The 12,814-nt window shown below is 54.9% G+C and carries 7 protein-coding genes; 6 read left to right on the forward strand and 1 reads right to left on the reverse strand.

Features of this window, described 5'->3' with window-relative positions; genetic code table 11:
• Positions 1 to 182: 182 nt before the first annotated feature.
• Genes QZ725_RS13580 through QZ725_RS13590 form a run of 3 tightly spaced genes read left to right on the forward strand, consistent with a single transcriptional unit; the run spans position 183 to position 3,048 of the window.
• Positions 183 to 803, forward strand: coding sequence for a hypothetical protein (locus QZ725_RS13580; protein ID WP_293780628.1), 621 nt, complete (start codon positions 183 to 185; stop codon positions 801 to 803).
• Position 804: 1 nt separating this feature from the next.
• Positions 805 to 1,488, forward strand: coding sequence for a hypothetical protein (locus QZ725_RS13585; protein ID WP_293780631.1), 684 nt, complete (start codon positions 805 to 807; stop codon positions 1,486 to 1,488).
• A 27-nt stretch (positions 1,489 to 1,515) separates the two neighbouring features.
• Positions 1,516 to 3,048, forward strand: a complete 1,533-nt coding sequence (locus tag QZ725_RS13590) for a peroxidase (protein WP_293780634.1) — start codon at positions 1,516 to 1,518, stop codon at positions 3,046 to 3,048.
• Positions 3,049 to 3,066: 18 nt separating this feature from the next.
• Here the strand turns inward: QZ725_RS13590 and QZ725_RS13595 are convergent, their stop codons facing one another.
• Positions 3,067 to 4,074 (reverse strand): catalase family protein, encoded by a 1,008-nt coding sequence (locus tag QZ725_RS13595; RefSeq protein WP_293780637.1) that lies wholly within the window; start codon positions 4,072 to 4,074, stop codon positions 3,067 to 3,069.
• 244 nt (positions 4,075 to 4,318) lie between these two features.
• Between QZ725_RS13595 and QZ725_RS13600 the strand changes: the two genes are divergently transcribed.
• The 3 genes from QZ725_RS13600 to QZ725_RS13610 all read left to right on the forward strand — a co-directional run bounded on the left by QZ725_RS13600 (position 4,319) and on the right by QZ725_RS13610 (position 12,758).
• On the forward strand, positions 4,319 to 9,385 hold the full coding sequence (locus tag QZ725_RS13600; protein WP_293780640.1) for an AAA family ATPase: 5,067 nt from the start codon (positions 4,319 to 4,321) through the stop codon (positions 9,383 to 9,385).
• On the forward strand, positions 9,378 to 11,486 hold the full coding sequence (locus tag QZ725_RS13605) for a response regulator (protein WP_293780643.1): 2,109 nt from the start codon (positions 9,378 to 9,380) through the stop codon (positions 11,484 to 11,486). The genes QZ725_RS13600 and QZ725_RS13605 overlap by 8 nt, the downstream gene beginning before the upstream one ends.
• Before the next feature lie 120 nt (positions 11,487 to 11,606).
• The gene (locus QZ725_RS13610) at positions 11,607 to 12,758 is read left to right on the forward strand and encodes a tetratricopeptide repeat protein (RefSeq protein WP_293780646.1); all 1,152 of its coding nucleotides are present in this window, start codon (positions 11,607 to 11,609) and stop codon (positions 12,756 to 12,758) included.
• The last annotated feature ends 56 nt before the right edge of the window (positions 12,759 to 12,814 follow it).

Below are 12,814 nucleotides of genomic sequence, written 5' to 3' on the forward strand. Positions count from 1 at the left end.
GAGGCTGGCATACGTTTTTAGAAGAGTGAAAAGAAAATCTTTGACACGCTTACACAGCATTTGGCGGATGTAAACACCATATTCATGGTATTGCGTTAAGGAAATATTCGGTACTAGGCTCTCCCGCTTCTTATGCCGGGCGGTTCCGGCAAATCAATGGAAGTCGCATCAAGGGAGAATGCATGTCGAATATTGCAGGCAAAGCCTATGCAATGAATGTGGTTACCCCAATCCGGTGGTATATGGCCTGGATCAACAAAGTGATTTTTTGGGTGGCGCAAAAACGTCCATCCACGTTGAAGGGCTTGATCACGCTCTCTCTGATTCATTACGCGCGCTGGGTCATCATCGGGCGTAACCAGTTTCCACATCTTTCGCCACAGCAGCCCAAGGAAAAGCTTAACTATTCCTACATGCTGTTTTTCAGCAATTTCAATGGTAGTTGGGCGCAATACGTGGATTCGTTCACTTTTGCCATTCCAGCCGGGCTCGATTTGTTCTGGAAGTGGAATATTCGTTATCCGAAATCGGTGCCGTTGACGCCATTCCATTCGTACATTCAGTTCAACCAGATTCAGACTGATCATTACTACACGGCTTATCCGCTGGCGACGGCCAACGACATCAAGGCAGCCAAGCGCATCAAGGATGCATTGATCGGTTTCGATACGCAATTCGGCGAGGCACCCGCCGATCAGTTTCTCAAGCAGTACAACGCATTGCTGCGCAGTTTGCAGCATGACCTTGGCGATATGCAGATGACGCCCATCATCAGCCTGGCTGAGCAGGCGAAAGGACATTGACATGGGAAACGTCAGCAACAACGCCTATGCCTTGACTTGTCTGTGTCCCATCATGCCGGGCCATCATCATGGTACTGCCTACAGCGACGAGATTCGTCATCGCCTGCAAAAGTGGGGATTGCATGAGCAAAGCCCGATGGCGCAAGTGCCGCAGACTTACCTGACGCGCTTTTTTGTGCTTGATGACGTGTATTACGAAGCGCTATCGGGGCCAGATTTCTGGAGTCGTTGGTATGAGGTCATGTCCTTTTTTTCGGATCGTTTTCGTCTCGCCGCCTTGCCGCGCGAAGATCACCTGCAATCCAAATATCTGGTCTGGTGCTGCAATATCCATGGCGATCTGGATACCTATCTGCGCGGCATGTGGGCCGCTATTGGCGATGAAATCCGCGTGCTGTGGGAGTTCTGCTATGGCTTCGACGAAGTCAAGGGTGCGGATACCTTCGTTCATTACATCAAGCAGTGTCAGCTCGATGCCTCGCTGTTTTTCGTTGGCTCCAACGATGAGCCCTTGGAGGAACAACTGAAAGGCTTGTACCTGAAGCAGGAATTTTCGCGCTTTGCTGCCGAACATCAGGGTTTGCCGGCTGCCGAGTTGCAGCAGGCATTCCGTGCCTTCATCGTGCGTGTGCAGCCCGACAATCTGAACGCGCCGAGCTGGCAGCCTGGCCGTTCGCGTCCCTGAACCCTACTCATCGAATCGAGGTTGATCGTGACCAAAAAGCTGGACCTGATGGATATTCAGGGTAATGTCTTGCGCGCCTATGGCCGCTACAATTTTCCCTATGCACGCTATGTGTTCGTGAACATTCGAGACGGCGCGCGCGGCCGTGTCTGGCTGCAGGGTATTACCGAGCGCGTGACGACGGCCGTGAGCTGGGGCGAAGGCCCCGATCCTGTGCAAAAGCCCATGCATACGCTGAACATCGCCTTTACCTATCAAGGCTTGAAAGCGATCGAGTTGCCGCGCGCCTCCTTGATCGGTTTCCCGATGGAATTCGTGATGGGCATGCGGCCCCGAGCCGATATTCTGGGTGATGACAAGCGGAGTGCGCCCGAATACTGGGACCCGATCTGGCGCGATAGTCGCCATCGCGATCGCCACAAAGATGTGCATGCATGGCTGGCCATCAATGCGCAGACGCTGGCAGACCTGCATTCAGGCTATGAAGAGCTACTGCAACTTGTGCACGATACGGCTGGTGGCGTGCAGATCCTGACAGGTCATCGCGGTGACGACGGTCGCGACAATCTGGCATATCAGGATGTGCATGTGCTGTTCGAGGACGGCAAACCAACCAGCAAGGAGCATTTTGGTTACACCGACGGTATCGGTGATCCCGTTTTTGAAGGCATGCCAAGCAAACCGGAACGTGTTGTTGGGCGCGGCAAGCAGATGAAGGATGGTAACTGGGCACCGTTGGCAACCGGGGAATTCGTACTCGGCCATCTCGATGAGGCGCAGGAATATCCGATTGCACCTTCGCCGCAACTGCTGTCGCGTAATGGCACTTTCATGGTGTATCGCAAGCTGCATGAAAATGTCGGTACCTTCAATCGCTTCCTTGAAGACGAAGGGAACCGCTATCCCGGTGGCAAGGAGCTGCTGGCCGCCAAGTTCGTCGGTCGCTGGCGAGACAACGGTGCGCCCATCGTCTCGGCGCCGGATGCAACCAGCAAGGCCGCATGGGACGAGCGTTTCGGCAGAGCGTCACCGCTGGACAAGGATCGCATGCTGAGTGGCTTCACCTATGACGATGACATGCAGGGTGCCAAATGTCCGTTTAGCGCGCACGTGCGACGGATCAATCCGCGTGCTTCGCTCGAATTCAACAAGGATGCCTTCAACACGCCTGGCGCCTTGACCAACCGGCGTCGCGTGTTACGGCGTGGCCTGCCGTATGGCGAAGTCAAGGATCCTGCCCGTGATGACGGCAACCACGGCATCGTCATCATGATGCTCAATGCCAGCATTAGCAGGCAGTTCGAGTTCGTGCAGCAGCAATGGATCAACTATGGCAATGATTTCCTTGCATCCAATGACAAGGAAATCATTCTTGGCAACCACGGCGATGACGATGCACCGAGTCGCGCGGTTCTGCAGGTGGAACCGAATAGCGAAGAATCGCCCTATTTCCTGAAGAAAATCCCGCGCCTGGTAGAAACGCGTGGTGGCGATTATTTCTTTGTGCCCAGCATGACGGCATTGCGCATGATGGGATTGGGAATTGTCGATCCAACCTGACGGATGGCCAGGCGTGAATCAGATCGACCAGTCGGTTGGTTCACGCCGTGGCACGTGATTGTATTCGTGACGGAAGGTCGAAATTGCGTCGTAGACGATCTTGCGTGCACGATTGATGCCGCCCAGCGGCCGATGCGCGGGCAGGCTGTGCCAGGGTGTGTAGGAAAGATTTTCGCCAAAAGTGCGTTGTACTTCGCTATCGAAGCTTTGTTGCAGGATACGAATGGTGGCGACCTTGCGGAACGGCGATTCTGACTCCTGCCATTCCTTGCCCGGATCCTCGATTGGCATGCGTTCTGCGTTGGTTTGTAACTGGACGCAGAAATCGAACAGCGCTTCGCCTTTCGCAAGCTGGGCGATCATGGCATCGCGCAGATAGTCGGGGCCAGGATTGGTCGGGATGATGTCGTCGGTCTGGTGTGGAATGGCGGAGTATTTGACCGCTGTTGTGCCGAACAGATAGGGCGTGGTGCTCCAGTAGCGCATCTGCAGCGGATTGGCGAATTTCTTGAGCGATTTGATGAGGTTCCAGACGACGCGCCAGTGAGTACCGAAGAAGATCACCTTTGGCCAGAATCCCGAGGTCATCGCCTTGAGCATGGCGTCGAATTGCGCGACGTCACGCGTGACAAAGACATTCGTGCTGATCAGGATGAAGTCCTGGGTTTGTTCGTTGCGTTCCGCCGGCAACAGTTTGTCTCCCGGAACGCCCATGAGCTTGATGGCCATGCCGCGAATATCGCGCGCCTTGTCTGCCTGGATGGTGCCATCCTGATTGGAAAAGCGTATCCAGGTCTGATAAGTCTTGGCTTCGCCAAATAGGCCGATGCGCAGGTCGTCCGGCAGATCGGGTTCGACGATGAATTCTGCCTTGACGACGCCATGCATCTTCGGGTGGGCATCGCGCCGCATGATGCCGGTTGGATTGTCGCGAATGATTTTGGCTTTGAGGCGAGCGGCAAGGTCTCGCGTATCGGCAGCTTCGTTGGGCGGGATGAATTCCTGGGCAAGCAACTTGTCGGACATGGGCAAAGGCGTGTCTGAAGTGTTCGATTGAAGGGCGGATATCTCGTGGAGACGCAGGTTTCACGCTATATTACGGAACTAACAACGGGTGGCTGCATGCAAGCGCATCCGATACAGATTGTTGCTAATGATCAACTGCAACGATTGATTTTGCAAGACCATCTCCCCGGCGCGGATCAAATTGAAACCGGAGCACCAAATCACGTTCCCTGAGCATACGGACTGGGCCACAGTTAGACACGTCGTGCAACCGAAAACCGGCTTGCATCGCATGATGTTTTTCCGGCTTGCCGTCGAGCCAAATGCACCTGCAACCGGCGATGCCGCCTTGCCGTCCTACGATCTGCCGGGCGCGCTGGATCTGTTCATTGCCCTGATTCGCGGCTTGCGTGAAGTGCATCGACATACCGAATTGCATCGCGCATTGTGTCTGGCCAATCTGCGTATCGAGCATGATGGCAAGATCGAATTTCGCAACGACGCGATGGTGCCACTGGCTTACAGTTCGCCGGAGCAGACCGGCCGCATGAACCGGCACGTCGATTATCGTAGCGACTACTACTCGCTTGGCATCGTGCTGTACGAGTTGTGTACCGGTCATCTGCCGTTCGAGTCGGATAGCGTGATGGAGCTTGTTCATGCGCACATCGCCAAGAAGCCGCAACCGCCGACCTTGCTCAATCCGGTGATTCCCGAAGTCTTGTCGAACATCATTCTCAAGCTGCTGGCCAAGAATGCGGAAGACCGCTACCAGAGCCTGGAAGGTTTGCTGTTTGATGTTGAAAGCTGTCGCAAGGCGATCGATGAAACAGGTATCGTCGAAACCTTTCCGCTGGCACGGCACGACAGTTGTGACCGCCTGCAGATTTCGCAAAAGCTGTATGGCCGCGAGAGGGAATACAGCCGTCTGATGAATGCGTTCCGCAACGTGACCAGAGGACAGGCCGAGTTGTTGTTGATCACCGGTTACTCGGGTATCGGCAAGTCGTCGCTGGTCAATGAGATGCACAAACCGGTGGTGGCGCACGGCGGCTATTTCATCTCGGGCAAGTTCGATCAGTTCCGTCGTTCGATTCCCTATTCGGCTATCAATCAGGCGCTGCGTGAATTGATGCGGCAGATTCTTACCGAGAGCGAAACGCGGATTGCGCAATGGCGTACCAAGTTGCTCAAGGCGCTCGGGCCGAACGGACAATTGATCATCGATGCGATTCCCGAACTGGAATTCGTGATTGGCAAGCAGCCTGCTGCCCCGATGCTTGGCGCAACACGTAACAGCTTCCATTACACCATGCAGAATTTCGTCGGCGTGTTCACGCAATCGGATCATCCGATTGTGCTGTTCCTCGACGATTTGCAATGGGCCGATGCGGCTTCGCTCAAGCTCATCAGCTTGCTGATGAAGAATCTCGACAGTCCTTCGCTATTGCCGATTTGTGCCTATCGCAGCAATGAAGTCGATGTGTCGCATCCGCTGACGGTCATTTTTGATCAGATTCGCAAGGATGTTCCGGTCATTACGGTCGAACTGAACGCGCTCGAAGAAGAAAACATCGTCGAACTGTTGGCCGATACACTGCGTCGCGAAGTAATCGAGGTACGGCCACTGGCAAAACTGATTTATCGCAAGACCCTCGGCAATCCTTTCTTCATCAATCAATTCATCAAGAATCTGCATGCCGAGCGCATGCTGACGTTCGATGATGGGCAGTGGCAATGGGATTTGCATCGTATTCGCACATCCGACATCACGGACAACGTGATCGATCTGCTGATGAAGGAGATGTCGAGACTGTCGCCGAGCACGCACCGCCTGCTCACGATTGCGGCGTGTATTGGCAGCCGTTTCGATTTGCAGACGCTGAGCATTGTCAGCGAGAAGAGTGAAGATGAAATACGCGAACTGTTGCAGGATGCGATCCAGGCTGGCTTGATTCAGCCGTCTGAAAACAAGGTGGCGGCATCGACGGTGGTGTCCTATTCGTACCAGTTCCTGCATGACCGTGTCCAGCAGGCCGCGTACGAGGGCATTGCGCGTGCCGAAACCAATGCAATTCATTTGCAGATCGGTCGTTTGCTGATGAACAGCTTGACGCCGACAGAGCGTGAAGAAGCGATCTTCGATATCGTCGATCACCTCAATCAGGGGCGCACGCTGCTCGTTACAGCAGAGGAAAAGAAGGAACTGGCCGATCTCAATTTGATGGCGGCCAAACGCGCAAGGCAATCGGCTGCAATAGATGTGCATCGAGATTGCGTCGAGATCGCTCGTGATTTGGGCACGGTTGCCGATTGGCGCAGCAAGCAATGCTTCATGCATGAGCTGTACATGGAGCTGATCAATGCCGCGTTTGCACGCGCCGATTATCGCGAGATGGAGCGCCTTTGCCAGGTCGTATGTCAGAACAGCACGACCCCGCTGGAAAGCGTGGCAGCGATGGATTATCTGATCCGTTGTTATGGCGCGGTTTACAAGCCGCAAGAGCTGATGCAGACCGGCATCGAAATGATGGAGATCGCCGGTATCAAGGTGCCCAAGAATCTGGATGAGCGACATATCCGGCTGGCACGTTGGCGTCTGGCCTTGGCAATGCGGGGGCGCGATCCGTTGTCACTAGCCAGTCTGCCGCCGGCGACAAACCAGCATTATCTGTTGCAGGTACACGCGACCATGGCATTTCTCGGCTATGGATTCACGTATCTCGCAGGTTCCAAGGTGGTGCTGTGGGTTGCGCTCGATATTATCCGGCGCTCGATTCGCTATGGTTCTTCACCGTTGAGTGCCTATGCCTATGCCGTGTGGGGCCGTACCTTGGCCGGTCGGTACGGTCAGGTCGACGAAGGCTACAAGTTCGGCAAGGTGGCTTCCATGCTGGGGGGCGACAAGCCTTTGCTTGGCGCAGTCGGTATTTTCCACGGCATCATTCGCCATCGTCGTGAACATCTGCGTCTTTCACTTGAGCCCTTGATGGATACCTACGTCAAGGCGATGGAAACCGGCGATCGGCCAGGCGCCATGGTGGCATTGTCTTTCTCGGATGCGATTCGTTTCCAGTCGGGCGGCAATGTGCATGAAGGATTGACGACGATTCGCAAGGATATCGATATCTATCGCAAGATGGATTATCCGGCGCTGCTGGGCGTCATGATTCCGTGGGGCTTGCTATATGCACGCTTTGTCGGCGAATCCATCATCGACATCACGCAAGGTCGCACGCAGGAAGATTACGTGGCGGCACGTCGTGCTGCGGCAGATCCGTGGGGAATATTCTACGTACGTACGATCCAGGCAATTGGCGAATACTATTTCGGCGAGTACCTTGAGGCGCGTGAACATTCAGGTGAGGCATTGAGTTTGCCCGGATTCGATTTCGGTACGCCTTCTTCCGGTTTCCTCCTGTGGATACATTCATTGGCCCGCATTGCTGCTTGTACGGCAGATCGGAGCGAGATCAGCCCCACGCTGAAAATCGTCAAGGCGATGCAAAGGCGCTTCCGCGCCTGGGCCGACAATGCGCCGATGAACTATCTGCACAAATGGCAGCTTGTCGAAGCAGAGCGCTATCGTCTGGCAGGCAAATATCGCCACGCAGAACGGTTTTATGAAGAAGCGATCAATGGTGCCCGCATTCACGGATTCTTGAGCGATGAGGCACTGTCGCACGAGTTGGCCGGCCGTTATTTTCTGACGCAAGGCAAGGAAATCAATGCGCGTATGCATCTGGAACAGGCGCATGCGCGTTATGACGAGTGGGGCGCAGATGCCAAGGCAGCGCAGCTTGAAGCCTTGTATCCCGATCTTTTAGTACGTGTTGGTCGCCGTCGTTCGGAACGTAGTGACACGACGGGCGGCAGAGAGCGGCAGGTCGATGTGCAGACCCTGGTACGCGCATCGCAGACACTATCGGAAGAAATCCAGCTCGACAAGTTGTTATCCAAGCTCATGTATCTGCTCATCGAGAATGCTGGTGCGCAGAAAGGTGCGTTGCTCATGATGGAGCATGGCCGACTCTTCATCTGCGCAGAGATACATGAGGATACGGTGGCCGTGCAGGACCGGGTGGCGTTGGAAAAGAGTCGCAGTGTCAGTCTTGCCATCGTCAATTTCGTCAAGCGTACCGGCGAAAAGGTCGTCATCGGTGATGCCGTCAACGACAGCCAGTTCAATGGTGATCCCTACATCGAGCGCGAGCAACCCAAATCCATTCTGTGCCTGCCTTTGCAGAAGCAAGGGCAACTGGTCGGTATTCTCTATTTGGAAAACAATCTGGCGATCGATGCATTCAGCTCGCATCATGCCGAGCTCTTGCAAATGCTATCGACGCAGATCGCCATCTCCCTCGAAAATGCAGGGCTTTACAACGACCTTGAACAGAAGATCGAAGCGCGCACACAGGCATTGAGCCAAAAGAACGCTGAGCTGCGCGAAACGCTTTCCTCTTTGCGCCATACGCAAAAGCAACTGGTCGAATCCGCCAAACTGGCTTCGCTCGGACAACTAGTGGCAGGAGTCGCGCATGAGATCAACACGCCGGTCGGTGTGGGTGTGACGGGTGCTTCGACATTGGCAGAAGAAACAGCACGCCTGAAATCGCTGTTCCAGAGCGGCGCCATGAAGCGTTCCGATCTCGATGCCTACGTGGGTACGGCGGGTGCCATCAGCAAGTTGTTGCTGTCCAATATGGAGCGAGCAGCGACGCTGATACAAAGTTTCAAGGATGTGGCGGTCGATCAGACAAGTGAGGAAAGGCGCGTCTTCCGGCTCAAGGGCTATATCGATGAAGTGCTGTCGAATCTGCAGCCACTGCTACGCCGTTCCGATCACCATATCGCCGTCAATTGCGATGACGGTATCGAGGTGGATACCTATCCCGGCGCGTTGTCGCAGATCATCACCAATTTGGTCATGAACGCATTGCAGCATGCCTTCCCAGAAGATGCACAAGGTGAAATGCTGATCGTCGTGCGCAACGTCTATGCAAAAGGGCAGAAAACCAATTTGATTGAATTGCGTTTTTCCGATAACGGCTGCGGTATTCCGCAAGAAAATCTCGGCAAGATTTTCGATCCCTTTTTCACCACCATGCGCGGACAGGGGGGAAGCGGCCTGGGCTTGAACATCGTTCACAATCTCGTCAGCGGCCCGCTGCAGGGACAAGTCAATGTAGAAAGCCAGCCCGGTGTCGGTACCACTTTCATTTTGCGTTTTCCCGATGGGGCGGAACAGGCGGATCTTACTGCTCATGCCGCGCCATCAGCCGACGATGCGCATGCTGCTGTCAGCACTCCGCGTGAGGATCCTGATGTTTGATGATTTTGCCTTTGCACCCGAACCTGATGCGCAGCGATCGCTTGCCGCGCCGTGGAAGATCCTGATCGCCGATGATGAAGAAGAGGTGCACGAAATCACGCGTATTGCATTGTCGGACTTGATATTCAAGGAACGGCCGCTGGTTTTTCTGCATGCCTATTCTGCCCAGCAAGCGCGCGAGATGCTCATGGCTGAAGATGATATTGCCATCATCTTGCTCGACGTTGTGATGGAGACTGAGGATGCTGGCTTGCAACTGGTGCGGCATATTCGACAGGTGCAGCAGAATCGTCGTGTGCGTATTGTTCTGCGTACAGGGCAGCCGGGCCAGGCGCCGGAACGGGATGTCGTGATTGATTATGACATCAACGATTACAAGTCGAAAACCGAGCTGACGCGACAAAAGCTTCTAACTTGCGTGATTTCCACCTTGCGCTCCTTTGATGACATTGTGTCGCTGGAGCGTGCGCGTAATGGGATGGAAAGCGTTATCGAGGCGGCCGGCGTGCTGCTGCAAGCGGTGTCGGAGCGCACCTTTGCTGTGGAAGTCTTGCGGCAGTTGCGGCTGTTGTTGCGGCAGCCGATCGAGGGCCGTGTCATTCGTCGTCTGCTCCATGCCGATGAGCTCGTCATTGTCGCCGCGTTCGATGAGAGTACGCCCTTGCAGCAATCGTGCATGAGCAAACTCAGGAGCGTCCTGGATGGCGGGCGACATGTGGTTGAGGATGATCACCTGAGTCTTTATATTCGGCCCGCCCGCGGAGACAGTGAATACGCGATCTGTTTTTCGCTGTTTCGCCCGCTTTCGGAATTGGAGCGGCAACTTGTCGATGTTTTTTGTGCCAATGTTGGTGCTGGCCTGGCTAAAGTGCAGTTGTACGATTCGCTCAAGGCCTTGAGTAGTGATCTGGAAAACCAGGTCGTAGCACGCACGCGCGAACTGCAATTGGCGAAGGAAGAGGCAGAGCGTGCCAATCGTGCAAAATCCGAATTCCTGGCCGTGATGAGTCACGAAATTCGTACGCCAATGAATGGCATGCTGGGCATGATGCAATTGGCACTCGGCGAGGCGACGCATCCGCTACAGCGCGAGCATCTGGAAACGGCTCAGTATTCGGCTGAAGCCTTGCTGACGATTCTCAACGACATCCTCGATTTTTCCCGGCTGGAATCAGGCAACATCCAGTTCGAGGCTGCGAGTTTCGATCCAGTCAAGACCGTGGACAGTGTTGTCAATCTCTTGCATTCGCGTACGCACGCCAATGCCATCGTGGTGGATACCGACTACGACGTGGGTATCCCGCGTCAGCTTCTCGGTGACGTCGGTCGATTGAGGCAAATTTTGCTCAATCTGGTCAGCAACGCACTTAAGTTCACGCAAAAGGGGCGTGTCCTGATTCAGATGCAGCAACTGCAAAGTACGCACGACAACGTCCGGCTGCGTTTCTCCGTGATCGATAGCGGTATTGGCATGAGTCAGGAAGCGCAATCGCGCCTGTTCCACGCATTTTCTCAGGCGGATAGCTCGATTTCCAGGCGTTTCGGTGGCTCTGGTTTGGGCCTGTCGATTTGCAAGAAGCTGGTGGATATGCAGGGCGGCCGTATCGGCGCGGAAAGCCGGCTTGGTGAAGGCAGCTGTTTCTGGTTCGAACTGGATTTTGCCCTTGCCGATATGCTTGCTTCCACTGAGGGCAAGCCGATTGAGGGAGATTTTTCTGCAACGGATAGCTTGCAAATCCTGCTGGCCGAAGATAACGAAATCAATCAGAAAGTGGCTTCTACGTTATTGCGCAAGGCCGGCCACCAAGTCGAAGTTGTGCAAAATGGTGCGGAAGCGGTATTGGCCGTGCAGCGGCGCCATTTCGATGTGGTGTTGATGGATATGCACATGCCGGAGATGGATGGCATCTGCGCGACGCGGGCGATCCGTGCCTTGCCGTTGCCAGCTTCTACCGTGCCGATTGTTGCCTTGACTGCAGCAGGTGCGCTGTCCGATATTCAGACATGCATGGATGCCGGTATGGATTATTTCCTCATCAAGCCTTTTCGTATCGAGCGTCTTGGCGGCATCTTGCAGGAGTTGACCGCACGACATGGCTGAAACAGCGTTGCAGGCGTCAATCTGCCGGGTTTTGAATGGGCAGCGGCGAGGGTTTGTCGTACTATAGCGCCTGTAATTTTTTAACCATTTTTCCCACCATCAGGAAACAATATGTTTTCAATGTCGCGTCTTCCGTCGCGTCCGGCTTTGCGCCAGCGTATGCAGCGCTCCTTGTTGATCGCCGGTTTGCTGGCTGCCATGAAGTTTACGCCTGCCATGGCAGATGAGGCAGCCGATGTGCAGCAGTTGCTGCGATCCGGCCAATACACGAATGCGCTGGAAAAGGCAGATGCATTTTTGAAGCAGAAGCCGCGTGACCCGCAAATGCGCTTTCTGAAGGGCGTGATTCTGACCGAGCAGAACAAGTCGGCAGAAGCAATCGATGTGTTTACCAAGCTAAGCAAGGATTACCCGACGCTGCCAGAGCCATACAACAATCTGGCGGTTTTGTATGCCTCGGCTGGCGAGTACGAGAAGGCACGCACAGCACTCGATCAGGCGATTCGGACTAATCCGACTTATGCCACTGCATACGAGAATCTGGGCGACGTGCATGCCAAGCTAGCGAGTCAGGCTTATGACAAGGCTTTGCAGCTTGATCAGAGCAACAGCGCGGCCAAATCCAAATTGACCTTGGTACGCAATCTGGTGGGCAACACAACAGGCGGCAGCAGTCCGCAGGTTGCTGCCGTAACGCCACCTGCACCTGCACCAGCACGCGCGCAGACGCCGGCACCGACGCAAGTAGCGCCACAGCCAGCACCGGTGACGCCAGCACCACATTCGGCACCGCAACCCGCTGTTCAACCGACACCGAAGCCGGTAGAAGCGTCCAAGCCGGAACCCAAAGTCGATGCAGCGGCTGAACAGAAGCGTCTGGAAGCCGAGCGTCGCCGTTCTGAACAGGCCAAGGCCAAAGAAGCTGCCGATGCAGCGCAGGCCAAGGTGCTGGCAGTCGTGGAAAATTGGGCCAAGGCATGGAGTGCACGGGATGTTGGCGCTTATCTGAATGCCTACAGCAAGGATTTCGCCTTGCCTGCCGGCCAGTCGCGCAAGGCATGGGAAACCGAGCGCCGTGCACGCATCGAAGACAAGACGCGCATCAATGTACGTATCCTCTCGCCCAAGGTCAGCATCAAGGGTGAGACGGCAACCGTGCGTTTCCGTCAGGCTTACGATTCCAATACCTTCAAATCGGAAAGCAGCAAGACGCTGGTGCTTATTCAACAAGGTAATGCATGGCGTATTCAGCAGGAGCGCACAGGTAACTGATGGTGGCAGCAACAAAGCATATTAGTGGGGTGAGGTGGGCAGTGCAGTGGGGCGTA

The organism is uncultured Oxalicibacterium sp., assembly GCF_913776015.1.
In the GTDB taxonomy this organism is placed as follows: Bacteria; Pseudomonadota; Gammaproteobacteria; order Burkholderiales; family Burkholderiaceae_D; genus Oxalicibacterium.